Origin of the sequence: Pseudomonas moraviensis subsp. stanleyae (assembly GCF_036283065.1) — a bacterium.
In the GTDB taxonomy this organism is placed as follows: Bacteria; Pseudomonadota; Gammaproteobacteria; order Pseudomonadales; family Pseudomonadaceae; genus Aquipseudomonas; species Aquipseudomonas stanleyae.
Genome location: NZ_JAADJI010000010.1, coordinates 278,580 through 292,537, shown reverse-complemented (window position 1 = coordinate 292,537; position 13,958 = coordinate 278,580). Strand labels below are relative to the sequence as shown.

Here is a 13,958-nt window from a genome sequence, read left to right as displayed (position 1 = left end):
GGATAAGCATGTCTCGCGTCGCTAAGAACCCCGTTAAGCTGCCAGCCGGTGTCGAAGTCAAATTCGCAGGCCAACAGCTTTCGGTGAAGGGTGCCAAGGGTACTCTTGAACTGAACATCCATTCGTCCGTTGAGATCGTTGAAGAAGCTGGTGAGCTGCGTTTCGCTGCTCGCAATGGCGATCAACAAACTCGCGCAATGGCCGGTACCACGCGTGCGTTGGTAAACAACATGGTCCAGGGCGTAAGCCAAGGCTTCGAGCGCAAGCTCCAGCTGGTCGGTGTTGGTTACAAAGCGCAAGCAAAAGGTCAGGTTCTGAACCTGGCTCTTGGCTTCTCGCACCCAGTGGATTACGAACTGCCGGAAGGCATCACCGCTGAGACTCCTAGCCAGACCGATATCCTGATCAAGGGCATCGACAAGCAGCTGGTAGGTCAAGTGGCCGCCGAGATCCGCGACTTCCGTCCACCAGAGCCGTACAAAGGCAAAGGTGTGCGCTACGCGGACGAAGTCGTCCGTCGTAAAGAAGCCAAGAAGAAGTAGGGCATAGCAAATGACCGACAAAAAAGTTACTCGACTGCGTCGCGCTCGCAAAGCACGCCTGAAAATGCACGAACTCGAAGTCGTGCGTCTCTGCGTGTTCCGCTCGTCGCAGCACATCTACGCCCAGGTCATCTCGGCCGACGGCAACAAAGTCCTGGCAAGCGCCTCGACTTTGGATAAAGAACTGCGTGATGGTGCCACTGGCAACATCGACGCGGCCACAAAGGTTGGCCAGCTGGTCGCTACGCGTGCTAAGGCCGCTGGCGTATCGCAAGTGGCTTTCGACCGCTCTGGCTTCAAGTACCATGGCCGCGTTAAAGCGCTGGCTGATGCTGCTCGTGAAGCTGGGCTGGAGTTCTAAGTTATGTCAAATAACGACCAAAAGCGCGACGAAGGCTACATCGAGAAGCTGGTTCAAGTTAACCGCGTAGCCAAAACCGTTAAAGGCGGCCGTATCTTCACTTTCACCGCGTTGACCGTGGTTGGTGATGGTAAAGGGCGTGTTGGCTTCGGCCGTGGCAAGTCGCGTGAAGTGCCTGCTGCGATCCAGAAGGCAATGGAAGCTGCTCGCCGCAACATGATTCAAGTTGACCTGAACGGCACTACTCTGCAGTACGCAATGAAGTCCGCTCACGGCGCTTCGAAGGTGTACATGCAGCCTGCTTCTGAAGGTACCGGTATCATCGCTGGCGGCGCTATGCGTGCTGTCCTCGAAGTTGCTGGCGTTCAGAACGTTCTGGCCAAGTGCTACGGCTCGACTAACCCGGTAAACGTGGTTCACGCCACTTTCAAGGGTCTGAAGGCTATGCAGTCTCCTGAGTCCATCGCTGCCAAGCGTGGCCTGCGTGTTGAGGAGATCAAGTAATCATGGCTACCGTTAAAGTTACGCTGATCAAAAGCATGACCGGCCGCATCCCTAACCACAAACTGTGCGTTAAGGGTCTGGGTCTGCGTCGCATCGGTCACACTGTAGAAGTCCAGGATACTCCCGAGAATCGCGGGATGATCAACAAGGCTTACTACATGCTGCGTGTCGAGGGTTAATCGATGAAACTCAATGATCTGAGTCCAGCGCCGGGTTCCCGTCGCGAAAAGCATCGTCCGGGCCGTGGTATCGGTAGTGGTTTGGGCAAGACTGGTGGCCGTGGTCACAAAGGTCAGACCTCCCGCTCCGGTGGCACCATCGCTCCAGGCTTTGAAGGCGGTCAACAGCCGCTGCATCGTCGCCTGCCTAAGTTCGGTTTCGTTTCCCTGAAAGCCATGGATCGCGCAGAAGTGCGTTTGTCCGAGCTGGCCAAGGTGGAAGGCGACATCGTTACTGTGCAGTCCCTGAAAGATGCCAACGTGATCAACGTCAACGTACAGCGTGTGAAAATCATGCTGTCCGGTGAAGTGACTCGCGCTGTCACTATCGGCAAGGGAATCGGCGCCACCAAAGGTGCGCGTGCGGCTATCGAAGCAGCTGGCGGCAAGTTCGAGGAATAAATGGCTAAGCAAGGTGCTCTCTCTGCGCTCGGCAAAGGCGGTATGTCTGAACTCTGGGCTCGTCTGCGTTTTCTGTTCCTGGCGATTATCGTCTACCGAATAGGCGCACACATCCCGGTTCCAGGTATCAACCCGGACCGACTCGCAGACCTGTTTCGACAGAATGAGGGGACCATTCTTAGCTTGTTCAACATGTTCTCCGGCGGCGCGCTGGAACGGATGAGCATCTTTGCACTGGGGATCATGCCGTACATTTCGGCATCGATCATCATGCAACTGATGACCGCCGTCAGCCCGCAGCTGGAGCAGTTGAAGAAGGAAGGTGAAGCTGGCCGTCGCAAGATCAGCCAGTACACCCGCTACCTCACCGTCGCTCTCGCTCTCGTTCAGGCTATTGGCATGTCCATTGGTTTGGCGGGGCAGGGCGTGGCGTTCACTGGTGACTTTGGCTTCCATTTCGTCGCGGTAACCACATTTGTGGCTGGTGCGATGTTCATGATGTGGCTGGGTGAGCAGATTACTGAGCGTGGTGTTGGCAACGGTATCTCGATGTTGATTTTTTCGGGTATCGTCGCCGGTCTTCCGAGAGCAATCGGGCAGTCTTTCGAGTCTGCGCGTCAGGGTGATATCAACATCTTCGCCTTGGTTGCCATCGGTTTGCTGGCAGTAGCGATTATCGGTTTCGTGGTGTTCATTGAGCGTGGCCAGCGTCGTATCGCTGTTCACTACGCCAAGCGTCAGCAGGGCCGCAAGGTTTTTGCTGCGCAGACAAGCCACTTGCCGCTGAAGGTGAATATGGCCGGTGTGATTCCGGCTATTTTCGCGAGCAGCATTTTGCTGTTCCCGGCTTCGTTGGGTGCCTGGTTCGGTCAGTCTGAAGGTATGGGCTGGTTGCAGGACATCTCGCAGTCGATCGCTCCTGGTCAGCCGTTGAATATTCTGCTGTTTAGTGCAGGGATTATTTTCTTCTGCTTCTTCTATACGGCGTTGATGTTCAATCCGAAAGACGTAGCGGAAAACCTGAAGAAGTCCGGTGCCTTTATTCCGGGCATCCGTCCAGGTGAGCAGTCTGCGCGCTACATTGATGGCGTTCTGACCCGCTTGACCCTGTTCGGTGCTCTTTACATGACGGCCGTGTGCCTGTTGCCCCAGTTCCTGGTGGTTGCAGCAAACGTTCCGTTCTACCTTGGCGGGACCTCGTTGCTGATCGTGGTCGTGGTTGTGATGGACTTCATGTCCCAAGTACAATCGCACCTCGTTTCGCACCAGTACGAATCCCTGATGAAGAAAGCCAACCTGAAGGGTTACGGCAGCGGCATGTTGCGCTGAGTACCCATAAGGTTCGAGGAGTTGGTGATGAAAGTTCGTGCATCGGTGAAAAAGCTGTGCCGTAACTGCAAGATTATTCGCCGCGAAGGTGTTGTTCGAGTAATTTGCAGCGCGGAACCGCGTCACAAACAGCGCCAAGGCTGAGTGTGATTGTGCTTCAAGCCCGGTAGCTAGTGCGCTACCGGGTTGATTATTTGTTATTACAGCGATATTATCTCGCGCCCTATTTCTTGGCTTCCGGGGCGTAGGTAGCTGTCAATTGGAGTCCCACTGAATGGCCCGTATTGCAGGCGTTAACATTCCAGATAACAAGCATACTGTTATCTCGCTGACCTACATCTATGGTGTTGGTCGCACTACTGCGCAGAAGATCTGTGCAGTGACTGGGGTAAACCCAGCAGCAAAGATCAAAGATCTGAGCGACGAGCAAATTGAACAGCTGCGTGGCGAAGTGGCGAAGTTCACCACTGAAGGTGACCTGCGTCGCGAAATCAACATGAAAATCAAGCGCTTGATGGACCTCGGTTGCTATCGCGGTCTGCGTCATCGTCGTGGTCTGCCAGTACGCGGTCAGCGTACCAAGACCAACGCGCGTACCCGTAAAGGTCCGCGTAAGCCGATCCGCAAGTAATCGCCCCAGCGAATCGACAGGAATTTAATCATGGCAAAACCTGCTGCTCGTCCTCGTAAAAAAGTTAAAAAGACAGTGGTTGATGGCATCGCCCACATCCATGCATCTTTTAACAACACCATCGTGACCATTACCGACCGTCAAGGTAACGCTCTTTCCTGGGCTACCTCCGGTGGTTCGGGTTTCCGCGGTTCCCGCAAGTCCACCCCGTTCGCTGCTCAAGTAGCTGCTGAGCGTGCTGGTCAAGCTGCGCTGGAATACGGCCTGAAAAACCTCGACGTCAACGTCAAGGGCCCAGGTCCAGGTCGTGAATCCGCAGTCCGCGCTTTGAACGGCTGTGGCTACAAGATCGCCAGCATCACCGACGTGACGCCAATCCCGCACAACGGGTGCCGTCCGCCGAAGAAGCGCCGCGTGTAATCCAGGAGATTGTAAAGAATGGCTCGTTACATTGGTCCAAAATGCAAACTCGCTCGTCGCGAAGGCACCGATCTCTTCCTGAAGAGCGGCGTGCGCGCGATCGAATCGAAGTGCAACATTGAAGCAGCACCTGGTATCCACGGCCAACGCCGCGGTCGCCAGTCCGACTACGGCACCCAACTGCGTGAAAAGCAGAAGGTCCGTCGTATCTACGGCGTTCTCGAGCGTCAGTTCAGCGGCTACTACAAAGAAGCTGCTGGCAAGAAAGGTGCAACCGGTGAAAACCTGCTGCAACTTCTCGAATGCCGTCTGGACAACGTTGTATACCGTATGGGCTTTGGTTCGACTCGTGCCGAATCCCGTCAGCTGGTATCGCACAAGTCGATCAGCGTCAACGGTCAGACCGTAAACGTTCCGTCGTATCAGGTTCGTGCTGGTGACGTGGTTGCAGTTCGCGAGAAAGCAAAAAACCAACTTCGCATTGTCCAAGCTCTCGATCTGTGTGCCCAACGTGGCCGCGTAGAATGGGTAGAAGTAGACACTGAGAAGAAGTCGGGCGTTTTCAAGAACGTTCCTGCTCGCAGTGATCTGTCCGCCGACATCAACGAAAGCCTGATTGTCGAGCTCTACTCCAAGTAAGGGCTAGAAAATAGGTGCATCCATGCAGATTTCGGTAAATGAGTTCCTGACACCCCGCCACATTGATGTGCAGGTTGTCAGTCCAACCCGCGCCAAGATCACTCTCGAGCCTCTCGAGCGTGGTTTTGGCCACACCCTGGGCAACGCGCTGCGCCGCATCCTGTTGTCCTCAATGCCCGGCTGCGCAGTAGTCGAGGCCGAGATTGACGGTGTGCTCCACGAGTACAGCGCCATCGAAGGTGTACAGGAAGACGTAATTGAAATCCTGTTGAACCTTAAAGGTCTGGCCATCAAGCTGCACGGTCGTGACGAAGTTACGCTGACCTTGTCGAAGAAGGGTTCGGGGGTGGTTACCGCTGCCGATATTCAGCTGGATCATGATGTCGAGATCGTTAATCCCGATCACGTAATCGCTAACCTGGCGTCTAACGGCGCCCTGAACATGAAGCTCACCGTAGCTCGTGGTCGTGGTTATGAACCAGCCGACTCGCGTCAGAGCGATGAAGACGAAAGCCGCAGCATTGGTCGCTTGCAGCTCGACTCTTCGTTCAGCCCGGTTCGCCGTATCGCTTACGTGGTGGAAAACGCCCGTGTCGAGCAGCGTACCAACCTGGACAAGCTGGTTATTGATCTGGAAACCAACGGTACCCTGGATCCTGAAGAGGCTATCCGTCGCGCTGCAACCATCCTGCAACAGCAGCTGGCTGCGTTCGTCGACCTCAAAGGTGAAAGTGAGCCACTGGTTGTCGAGCAGGAAGACGAGATCGATCCGATCCTGCTTCGCCCGGTTGACGATCTGGAACTGACTGTACGTTCGGCTAACTGCCTTAAGGCGGAAAACATCTACTACATCGGCGACCTGATTCAGCGTACCGAAGTAGAGCTGTTGAAGACTCCGAACCTGGGCAAGAAATCCTTGACTGAAATCAAGGACGTTCTGGCCTCCCGCGGTCTGTCCCTCGGCATGCGCCTCGACAACTGGCCGCCTGCAAGTCTTAAGAAGGACGACAAGGCGACTGCCTGATCGTCGTAATCACCGAACGTAGTGTTTGGTAAGGAATGAACCATGCGTCATCGTAAAAGTGGTCGTCACCTGAGCCGCACCAGCTCGCACCGCAAGGCCATGTTCCAAAACATGGCGGTGTCGCTGTTCGAGCACGAGCTGATCAAAACTACTCTGCCAAAAGCCAAAGAACTGCGCCGCGTTGCCGAGCCGCTGATCACTCTGGCCAAGACAGACAGCCTGGCTAACCGCCGTCTGGCTTTCGACCGTACTCGTTCGAAAGCTATCGTTGGTAAGCTCTTCAACGACCTGGGCAAGCGTTACGCTACCCGTGAGGGTGGCTACCTGCGCATCCTCAAGTGCGGTTTCCGCGCTGGCGACAACGCGCCTATGGCGTACGTCGAGTTGGTTGATCGTGCTACTGCTGGCGAAGCTGTATCCGCCGAGTAAGACGTCAGTCTGAAACAAAGAACCGGGCCTAGTGCCCGGTTTTTTGTGCCCGCAAGAAATGCGCCGTCTGTACAAGTTTCTGACATGGTTGAACTGCCACTATGTGCCGGGAAAACATAATTAGTAATTATCTATCGATGCCTGCAAGTTAATGAATTTGTAGCTATAACGTCGATGATCAATACTTTCCGCCAAGCCCATTAGCCGGCAGTTCAAAGACTGACAGAGGAAGAAGACCGCATGAGCCAGACCAAAACGCTTACAACCGCCAGTGGCGCGCCAGTCGCTGACAACCAGAATTCCCGCTCTGCCGGCCCACGCGGTCCGCTGCTGCTCGACGATTTCCATCTGCTCGAAAAGCTCGCGCACTTCAACCGTGAAAACATTCCTGAACGCCGCGTGCACGCTAAAGGCTCGGGCGCTTACGGTACGTTCACCGTCACCCGTGACATCACCGAATATACCAGCGCAAAACTGTTCGAAGCGGTAGGCAAACAAACGCCAACCTTCCTGCGCTTTTCCACCGTAGGTGGCGAGCGTGGTTCGGCCGACACCGAGCGCGATCCGCGCGGTTTCGCCTTGAAGTTCTATACCGAAGAAGGCAACTGGGACATCGTCGGCAACAATACGCCGGTGTTCTTCATCCGTGATCCACTGAAGTTTCCGGACTTTATCCACACGCAAAAGCGTCTGCCGCAAAGCAACCTGAAAAGTGCGCAGATGATGTGGGATTTCTGGTCGCATTCGCCTGAAGCGCTGCACCAGGTCACCATTTTGTTTTCTGATCGCGGCATTCCGGACGGCTACCGTCACATGCACGGCTTCGGTAGCCACACCTACAGCCTGATCAACGCCAAAGGCGAACGTCATTGGGTCAAGTGGCATTACAAGACCCAGCAAGGCATCAAAAACCTTGCGCCAGCCGAGGCCGCCCGTTTAGCGGGTACTGATCCGGACTACGCCCAGCGTGACCTGTTCGAGGCCATCGAGCGCGGTGATTTCCCGAAATGGCGCGTGTGCATCCAGATCATGACTGAAGCGCAAGCGGCCGCTCATTACGAAAACCCGTTCGACGTCACCAAAACCTGGTCACAGAAAGAGTTTCCGCTGATCGAAGTCGGTGAGCTGGAGTTGAACCGCAACCCGCTGAACTATTTCGCCGAAGTTGAACAGGCTGCATTCGGCCCGAGCAACATGGTGCCAGGCGTGGGTCTGTCCCCGGACCGCATGCTGCAAGGCCGCGTATTTGCCTACGCTGACGCGCACCGCTACCGCGTTGGCACCAACCACCAGCAATTGCCGGTGAATGCTCCACGCAGCCCGGTCAACACTTATCAGCGTGACGGCTCCATGGCATTCGGCAGCAATGGCGGTGCGGCGCCGAACTACGAACCGAACAGCTACATTGAGTCGCCGAAACAAGCGTCACATTACGCAGAGCCAGCCCTGGCCTTGAGCGGTGCCGCAGATCGCTACGATCACCGCGAAGATACCGATTACTACAGCCAGGCCGGTGCCTTGTTCCGCTTGATGAGCGAGGAGCAGAAAGCACTGCTGGTCAGCAACATTGCCGGCGCAATGGCAGGTGTTTCCAGTGACGTGGTCGATCGTCAGTTGCAGCATTTCTACAAAGCCGATCCGGCGTATGGAGACGCAATCGCAAAGCTGCTCAACTTACAGCTTAACGAAGTCTAAACGAGAAGCAGAACCGCCCTCATTTGGGCGGTTTTTGCGTTATTTGGCCCGCTTTTCTCAGAATATCTTCGCTTTTATTGCGCCAGGCGGGTGACCTGACGGTCAGGTTGGTTCAAACTACAGACTTTCAGGAAGGGAGATGTAGGGCGATGCAAGGCCACCCAGATGTAATCGATTACCTCAATACGTTGCTGACCGGCGAATTGGCCGCGCGTGACCAATATTTCGTTCATTCGCGGATGTATGAGGACTGGGGGTTCACCAAGCTCTACGAGCGCATCAACCACGAAATGGAAGAAGAAGCCGGCCACGCCGATGCGCTGATGCGGCGTATCCTGATGCTCGAAGGCACGCCGCGCATGCGTCCGGATGATCTGGATGTCGGCACCACGGTGCCTTCGATGCTCGAAGCTGATCTGCGCCTCGAATACAAAGTCCGCGCTGCCCTGTGCAAGGGCATCGAACTCTGCGAGCAGCACCAGGATTACGTCAGTCGCGAGATTCTGCGGGTTCAGCTCAACGACACCGAAGAAGATCACACCTACTGGCTGGAAAAGCAGTTGGGTCTGATCAAACTGATCGGTCTCGAGAATTACCTGCAATCCCACGCGTCCTGATTGTAACGGCAACAAAAAAGCCCCTGTCACTTCAACGGTGACAGGGGCTTTTTCATGCCGGGCGGTTAAGCCCGGTCGCGGATCAGCAACGGCTTGAGGTAATGGCCGGTGTGAGATTGCTTCATCTCGGCGACTTCCTCCGGCGTACCGGTGGCGATGATCTGCCCGCCCTTGGAACCGCCCTCTGGACCGAGGTCCACCAGCCAGTCAGCAGTCTTGATCACATCGAGGTTGTGCTCGATCACCACCACGGTGTTGCCGTGATCGCGCAGGCGATGCAGAACGTCGAGCAACTGCTGGATATCCGCAAAGTGCAGACCGGTAGTCGGCTCATCGAGGATATACAGGGTCTTGCCGGTATCGCGCTTGGACAGTTCGCGCGACAACTTGACCCGCTGTGCTTCACCGCCGGACAAAGTCGTAGCCGACTGCCCGAGCTTGATGTACGACAGGCCGACATCCATCAGCGTTTGCAGCTTGCGCGCCAGTGCCGGCACCGCGTCAAAGAACTCCCGCGCCTCCTCGATGGTCATTTCGAGGGTCTCGTGGATGCTCTTGCCCTTGTACTTGATTTCAAGGGTTTCGCGGTTGTAGCGCTTGCTCTTGCACACATCGCAGGGCACGTAGATGTCCGGCAGGAAGTGCATTTCCACCTTGATCAGGCCATCGCCCTGACACGCCTCGCAACGCCCGCCCTTGACGTTGAACGAGAACCGCCCGGGGCCGTAACCACGGGAGCGCGACTCGGGCACGCCGGCAAACAGTTCGCGGATCGGCGTGAACAGCCCGGTGTAGGTCGCCGGGTTGGAACGCGGCGTACGGCCGATCGGGCTCTGGTCGATATCGACGACCTTGTCGAGATGTTCCAGACCTTTGATGCTGTCGTGTGCGGCCGCTTCCAGCGTGGTCGCGCCATTGAGTGCCGTGGCGCTCAGCGGGAACAGCGTGTTGTTGATCAGCGTCGATTTGCCCGAGCCGGACACGCCGGTCACGCAGGTCAGCAGGCCGATCGGAATATCCAGATCGACATTGCGCAGGTTGTTGCCGCGCGCACCTTTGAGTGACAGGTTGAGCTTCTTGTTGCGCGGCGTGCGTTTGGCCGGCACTTCGATCTTCACCCGGCCGGACAAGTATTTGCCGGTCAGCGAGTCCGGGTGCGCCATGACTTCGTCCGGCGTGCCTTCGGCGACAATCTGCCCGCCGTGCACACCCGCGCCCGGGCCGATATCGACGACATAGTCGGCCAGACGAATCGCGTCCTCATCGTGCTCGACCACAATCACTGTGTTGCCGATATCGCGCAAATGCTTGAGCGTGCCGAGCAGCCGGTCGTTGTCGCGCTGATGCAAACCAATGGACGGTTCATCGAGGATGTATAGAACGCCAACCAGGCCGGCGCCGATCTGGCTGGCCAGACGAATCCGTTGCGCCTCGCCACCGGACAGGGTGTCGGCGCTGCGATCCAGCGACAGGTAGTCGAGACCGACGTTGACCAGGAACTGCAGACGCTCGCGGATTTCCTTGAGGATCTTGTCGGCAATCTCGCCGCGTCGCCCGGTCATCTTCAGCGCGCCGAAGTATTCGCAGGCATCGCCGATCGGCAGATTGGTCACCGCCGGAAGGGTTTTCTCACCGACCCAGACGTGCCGCGCTTCACGACGCAGACGCATGCCACGGCAATCCGGGCAGGCCTGATGGCTGAGGAACTTGGCCAGCTCTTCGCGCACGCTCGCCGATTCGGTTTCGCGATAGCGACGCTCAAGATTCGGCACGATGCCTTCGAACGGGTGCGAGCGTTTGACGATGTCGCCACGGTCGTTCAGATATTTGAAGTCGACGTTCTGCGAGCCGCTGCCGTGCAGGATGAACTTCTGTTGCTCGGCGCTGAGGTCGTTGAAGGGCTTGTCCAGGCTGAACTTGTAGTGCGAGGCGAGTGAGCCGAGCATCTGGAAATAATAGACGTTGCGCCGGTCCCAGCCGCGTATCGCGCCTTCGGCCAGCGTTAGTTCGCCATTGACCAGACGCTTGATGTCGAAGAACTGCTTCACGCCCAAGCCATCGCAGGTCGGGCAGGCGCCGGCCGGGTTGTTGAAGGAAAACAGCTTGGGTTCCAGCTCGCTGATCGCGTGGCCGCAAATCGGGCAGGCGAAGCGCGCGGAGAAAATCATTTCTTCGCCCGGCTCGTCGTCCATCGGCGCGACCAGGGCAATGCCGTCGGCCAGTTTCAGCGCGGTTTCAAAAGATTCGGCCAGACGTTGCTGCAGATCGGCGCGTACCTTGAAGCGGTCAACGATCACATCAATCGAGTGCTTCTTCTGTTTATCCAGCTTCGGCAGCTCGTCGAGCTCGCAGATCCGGCCGTTGACCCGGGCGCGGACGAAACCTTGCGCACGCAATTCTTCGAAGACCGAGAGGTGTTCGCCCTTGCGCTCGCGGATCACTGGCGCCAGCAGCATGAGTTTGCTGCCTTCCGGCTGCGCCAGCACCAGATCGACCATCTGGCTGACGGTCTGCGCTTCCAGCGGAATGTCGTGATCCGGGCAACGCGGCGTACCCACGCGGGCATAGAGCAAGCGCAGGTAGTCGTAGATTTCGGTGATGGTGCCGACCGTGGAACGCGGGTTGTGCGAGGTCGACTTCTGTTCGATGGAGATCGCCGGCGACAGGCCTTCGATGGTGTCGACGTCGGGTTTTTCCATCATCGACAGGAACTGCCGGGCGTAAGCCGACAGCGATTCGACATAGCGGCGCTGACCTTCGGCATACAGCGTGTCGAACGCCAGGGACGACTTGCCGGATCCGGACAGGCCGGTGATGACGATCAGTTTGTCCCGTGGCAGGGTCAGGTCGATGTTCTTCAGGTTGTGGGTACGGGCCCCACGTATCAGGATCTTGTCCAAAGTGGCCTCGCTCGGCGGGCGTCGAAAACGTAGGAGTATACGGGCAAATACTGGATGGATGCACACTATCAAACGAAGGGCGTTTTGCCGTTCATGAAGAGAGTTTCATCTATACGCGTCATAGCGTCGCGATATACCCCGTCTTCCGATGGGACTGGTAGAATCGCCGCCGGTTCACATGAGGTTTTTCCATGCACGATCCCCACAGCGAACGCATGAGTGGCAGCGAGACCCGCGCGGCGAGCGGTCTGGCCCTGGTGTTCGCCTTCCGTATGCTTGGCATGTTCATGGTGTTGCCGGTGCTGGCGACCTATGGCATGGATCTGGCTGGAGCGACCCCGGCCCTGATCGGGCTGGCGATTGGCGCTTACGGTCTGACCCAGGCGATTTTCCAGATCCCGTTCGGGGTCATTTCCGACCGCATCGGTCGTCGACCGGTGATCTACCTCGGCCTGATTGTCTTCGCTCTTGGCAGCGTGCTCGCGTCGCAGGCCGATTCGATCTGGGGCGTGATCGCCGGGCGGATCCTGCAGGGCGCCGGGGCGATTTCCGCGGCGGTCATGGCGCTGCTTTCCGACCTGACCCGCGAACAACATCGCACCAAAGCCATGGCCATGATCGGCATGACCATCGGCCTGTCGTTCGCCGTGGCCATGGTCGTCGGCCCGTTGTTGACCAGTGCGTTCGGGTTGTCGGGACTGTTTCTGGCCACCGGCGCGATGGCGCTGGTCGGCATCCTGATCATCATGTTCATGGTGCCGCAATCGACCGGGCCGTTGCAGCATCGTGAATCCGGCGTGGCGCGGCAGGCGCTGATGCCTACGCTCAAGCACCCGGACCTGTTGCGCCTCGATCTGGGCATCTTTGTGTTACATGCGATGTTGATGTCGAGCTTCGTTGCCTTGCCCTTGGCGCTGGTGGAAAAAGCCGGTTTGCCCAAGGAACAGCACTGGTGGGTCTACCTCACTGCGCTGCTGATTTCGTTCTTCGCCATGATCCCTTTCATCATCTATGGCGAAAAGCGACGCAAAATGAAACGAGTTCTGCTCGGCGCCGTCATGACACTGATGCTGACTGAACTATTCTTCTGGCAGTTCGGCGACAGCCTGCGCGCTCTGGTGATTGGCACCGTGGTGTTTTTCACCGCGTTCAATCTGCTCGAGGCATCGTTGCCGTCGCTGATCAGCAAGGTTTCACCGGCAGGCGGCAAGGGCACGGCCATGGGCGTGTACTCCACCAGCCAGTTCCTCGGTTCGGCACTCGGCGGGATACTTGGCGGCTGGTTGTTCCAGCATGGCGGTCTGTCGGTTGTGTTCCTCGGATGCGCCGCGCTGGCTGCACTTTGGCTGGCCTTTGCTGTTACCATGCGCGAACCTCCCTACGTGACGAGCCTGCGCTTGCCGTTGTCGCCCGAAGCGATCCGCGAAGCGGGTCTGGTCGAGCGCCTCAAGGCCCTGGTAGGGGTAACAGATGCAGTGATAGTCGCCGAAGAGGCGGCTGTTTACATCAAACTGGACAAAGAATTAGTGGATCGCACCACCCTCGAACGCCTGGTCAACAACCCGGCCGGGGCTGCGTGCGACGCTTAGGAGAACGTTATGGCCCGTGGGGTTAACAAAGTCATATTGGTCGGCACTTGCGGCCAGGATCCCGAAGTTCGCTACCTGCCTAACGGTAACGCCGTGACCAACCTGAGTCTGGCCACCAGCGAACAATGGACCGACAAGCAGACCGGTCAGAAGGTCGAGAAGACCGAGTGGCACCGTGTGTCGATGTTCGGCAAGGTTGCCGAGATCGCTGGCGAATACCTGCGCAAGGGTTCGCAGGTCTACATCGAAGGCAAGCTGCAGACCCGCGAGTGGGAAAAAGACGGTATCAAGCGTTACACCACTGAAATCGTGGTCGACATGCAAGGCACCATGCAACTGCTCGGCGGCCGTCCACAACAGGGCGACCAGCAAGGCGGCGGCAACAACTACCAGCAGCAGGCGCCACGTCAGCAGGCACCGCGCCCGCAGCAGTCGGCTCCACAGCAGCGTTCGGCTCCGCCAGCGCCACAGCAGGCCGCACCGCAGCCGGCTCCGGATTTCGACAGCTTCGATGACGATATTCCGTTCTGATTTGCCGCTGTAAACGCTTCCAATGAAAAGGCCCGTCGCTTGAACGACGGGCCTTTTTTGTGAGGCGATATTTACGGTTATGTTCGATTACCTGTGGGAGCGAGCCTGCTCGCGAAGGCGTCAGATC

The 13,958-nt window shown here is 57.4% G+C and carries 17 protein-coding genes; 16 read left to right on the top strand and 1 reads right to left on the bottom strand.

All coding sequences use genetic code 11. From position 1 onward, the window contains the following. The first annotated feature begins 8 nt into the window (after nt 1-8). The 14 genes from rplF (at nt 9) to bfr (ending at nt 8,811) form a co-directional block, all read left to right on the top strand. Entirely contained in the window at nt 9-542 is a 534-nt protein-coding gene (gene rplF / locus GXB78_RS19905) for a 50S ribosomal protein L6 (RefSeq protein ID WP_003228722.1), read from the top strand. Nucleotides 543-552: 10 nt separating this feature from the next. Next, nucleotides 553-903: a 50S ribosomal protein L18 gene (rplR, locus tag GXB78_RS19900; protein WP_003186037.1), complete on the top strand. Its 351-nt coding sequence runs from the start codon at nt 553-555 to the stop codon at nt 901-903. A 3-nt stretch (nt 904-906) separates the two neighbouring features. Next, nucleotides 907-1,407, top strand: a complete 501-nt coding sequence (gene rpsE, locus GXB78_RS19895; RefSeq protein ID WP_007955637.1) for a 30S ribosomal protein S5 — start codon at nt 907-909, stop codon at nt 1,405-1,407. A 2-nt stretch (nt 1,408-1,409) separates the two neighbouring features. Beyond that, entirely contained in the window at nt 1,410-1,586 is a 177-nt protein-coding gene (gene rpmD / locus GXB78_RS19890; RefSeq protein WP_003176408.1) for a 50S ribosomal protein L30, read from the top strand. 3 nt (nt 1,587-1,589) lie between these two features. Next, entirely contained in the window at nt 1,590-2,027 is a 438-nt protein-coding gene (gene rplO, locus GXB78_RS19885) for a 50S ribosomal protein L15 (RefSeq protein ID WP_003228720.1), read from the top strand. Next, a complete protein-coding gene (gene secY / locus GXB78_RS19880) occupies nt 2,028-3,356 on the top strand; it encodes a preprotein translocase subunit SecY (RefSeq protein ID WP_016772945.1) in 1,329 nt (442 codons plus the stop codon). It begins immediately after the preceding gene. A 27-nt stretch (nt 3,357-3,383) separates the two neighbouring features. After that, nucleotides 3,384-3,500: a 50S ribosomal protein L36 gene (gene rpmJ, locus GXB78_RS19875; protein ID WP_002555468.1), complete on the top strand. Its 117-nt coding sequence runs from the start codon at nt 3,384-3,386 to the stop codon at nt 3,498-3,500. A 130-nt stretch (nt 3,501-3,630) separates the two neighbouring features. After that, complete coding sequence (gene rpsM, locus GXB78_RS19870) at nt 3,631-3,987, top strand: 30S ribosomal protein S13 (protein WP_003186020.1); 357 nt, start codon at nt 3,631-3,633, stop codon at nt 3,985-3,987. A gap of 30 nt (nt 3,988-4,017) precedes the next feature. Further along, on the top strand, nt 4,018-4,407 hold the full coding sequence (gene rpsK, locus GXB78_RS19865; protein WP_002555466.1) for a 30S ribosomal protein S11: 390 nt from the start codon (nt 4,018-4,020) through the stop codon (nt 4,405-4,407). 18 nt (nt 4,408-4,425) lie between these two features. Continuing rightward, nucleotides 4,426-5,046: a 30S ribosomal protein S4 gene (gene rpsD, locus GXB78_RS19860; RefSeq protein ID WP_003176404.1), complete on the top strand. Its 621-nt coding sequence runs from the start codon at nt 4,426-4,428 to the stop codon at nt 5,044-5,046. Between the two features lie 22 nt (nt 5,047-5,068). Then, complete coding sequence (locus GXB78_RS19855) at nt 5,069-6,070, top strand: DNA-directed RNA polymerase subunit alpha (RefSeq protein WP_016772946.1); 1,002 nt, start codon at nt 5,069-5,071, stop codon at nt 6,068-6,070. A gap of 42 nt (nt 6,071-6,112) precedes the next feature. Next, the gene (gene rplQ, locus GXB78_RS19850; protein WP_003176402.1) at nt 6,113-6,499 is read left to right on the top strand and encodes a 50S ribosomal protein L17; all 387 of its coding nucleotides are present in this window, start codon (nt 6,113-6,115) and stop codon (nt 6,497-6,499) included. 240 nt (nt 6,500-6,739) lie between these two features. After that, nucleotides 6,740-8,194, top strand: coding sequence for a catalase (locus tag GXB78_RS19845; RefSeq protein ID WP_329516688.1), 1,455 nt, complete (start codon nt 6,740-6,742; stop codon nt 8,192-8,194). A gap of 149 nt (nt 8,195-8,343) precedes the next feature. Then, nucleotides 8,344-8,811, top strand: coding sequence for a bacterioferritin (gene bfr / locus GXB78_RS19840; protein WP_186631390.1), 468 nt, complete (start codon nt 8,344-8,346; stop codon nt 8,809-8,811). Nucleotides 8,812-8,876: 65 nt separating this feature from the next. Here bfr and uvrA read toward each other — a convergent pair whose 3' ends face one another. Continuing rightward, nucleotides 8,877-11,711 (bottom strand): excinuclease ABC subunit UvrA, encoded by a 2,835-nt coding sequence (uvrA, locus tag GXB78_RS19835; RefSeq protein ID WP_329516687.1) that lies wholly within the window; start codon nt 11,709-11,711, stop codon nt 8,877-8,879. Between the two features lie 191 nt (nt 11,712-11,902). On the opposite strand from uvrA, the gene GXB78_RS19830 reads away from it, so the two are divergent. Next, complete coding sequence (locus GXB78_RS19830; protein ID WP_329516686.1) at nt 11,903-13,300, top strand: MFS transporter; 1,398 nt, start codon at nt 11,903-11,905, stop codon at nt 13,298-13,300. Between the two features lie 9 nt (nt 13,301-13,309). Continuing rightward, a complete protein-coding gene (locus tag GXB78_RS19825) occupies nt 13,310-13,831 on the top strand; it encodes a single-stranded DNA-binding protein (RefSeq protein ID WP_042610650.1) in 522 nt (173 codons plus the stop codon). The last annotated feature ends 127 nt before the right edge of the window (nt 13,832-13,958 follow it).

Coding starts and splice junctions, on each gene's coding strand:
- rpsK (WP_002555466.1), top strand. CDS start 4,018: ATGGCAAAACCTGCTGCTCGTCCTCGTAAAAAAGTTAAAAAGACAGTG.
- GXB78_RS19830 (WP_329516686.1), top strand. CDS start 11,903: ATGCACGATCCCCACAGCGAACGCATGAGTGGCAGCGAGACCCGCGCG.
- rplF (WP_003228722.1), top strand. CDS start 9: ATGTCTCGCGTCGCTAAGAACCCCGTTAAGCTGCCAGCCGGTGTCGAA.
- rpsD (WP_003176404.1), top strand. CDS start 4,426: ATGGCTCGTTACATTGGTCCAAAATGCAAACTCGCTCGTCGCGAAGGC.
- rplQ (WP_003176402.1), top strand. CDS start 6,113: ATGCGTCATCGTAAAAGTGGTCGTCACCTGAGCCGCACCAGCTCGCAC.
- GXB78_RS19855 (WP_016772946.1), top strand. CDS start 5,069: ATGCAGATTTCGGTAAATGAGTTCCTGACACCCCGCCACATTGATGTG.
- rpmD (WP_003176408.1), top strand. CDS start 1,410: ATGGCTACCGTTAAAGTTACGCTGATCAAAAGCATGACCGGCCGCATC.
- secY (WP_016772945.1), top strand. CDS start 2,028: ATGGCTAAGCAAGGTGCTCTCTCTGCGCTCGGCAAAGGCGGTATGTCT.
- rplO (WP_003228720.1), top strand. CDS start 1,590: ATGAAACTCAATGATCTGAGTCCAGCGCCGGGTTCCCGTCGCGAAAAG.
- rplR (WP_003186037.1), top strand. CDS start 553: ATGACCGACAAAAAAGTTACTCGACTGCGTCGCGCTCGCAAAGCACGC.
- bfr (WP_186631390.1), top strand. CDS start 8,344: ATGCAAGGCCACCCAGATGTAATCGATTACCTCAATACGTTGCTGACC.
- GXB78_RS19845 (WP_329516688.1), top strand. CDS start 6,740: ATGAGCCAGACCAAAACGCTTACAACCGCCAGTGGCGCGCCAGTCGCT.
- GXB78_RS19825 (WP_042610650.1), top strand. CDS start 13,310: ATGGCCCGTGGGGTTAACAAAGTCATATTGGTCGGCACTTGCGGCCAG.
- rpmJ (WP_002555468.1), top strand. CDS start 3,384: ATGAAAGTTCGTGCATCGGTGAAAAAGCTGTGCCGTAACTGCAAGATT.
- rpsM (WP_003186020.1), top strand. CDS start 3,631: ATGGCCCGTATTGCAGGCGTTAACATTCCAGATAACAAGCATACTGTT.
- rpsE (WP_007955637.1), top strand. CDS start 907: ATGTCAAATAACGACCAAAAGCGCGACGAAGGCTACATCGAGAAGCTG.